This is a genomic window from Acinetobacter sp. CY79 (genome assembly GCF_059515845.1).
Genome location: NZ_JCAKMY010000005.1, coordinates 1 through 204 on the forward strand (window position 1 = coordinate 1; position 204 = coordinate 204).

Here is a 204-nt window from a genome sequence, read left to right on the forward strand (position 1 = left end):
AAAATACTCCGATCACATGAGCCTTGAAACACTAAAGGTTGAATAAATTTGAATGGTGCATTTGATCTGACGGCACTGATCATGCTGAGTCTGGTACCATGTCCACCTGATCTTAAGGAATGACATCGCTGGCCTCTTGGAGACCAACCATATTCTGCTATTTCATTGGTATTGATGCCTGATTCATCAATATAAAGAATATGA

1 protein-coding gene is annotated in these 204 nt (G+C 39.7%); it reads right to left on the bottom strand.

All coding sequences use genetic code 11. The features are described from left to right. Window positions 1-204 (bottom strand): transposase (locus tag AC5YCE_RS03120; RefSeq protein WP_496171025.1); only part of this gene is annotated, 204 nt, incomplete at both ends.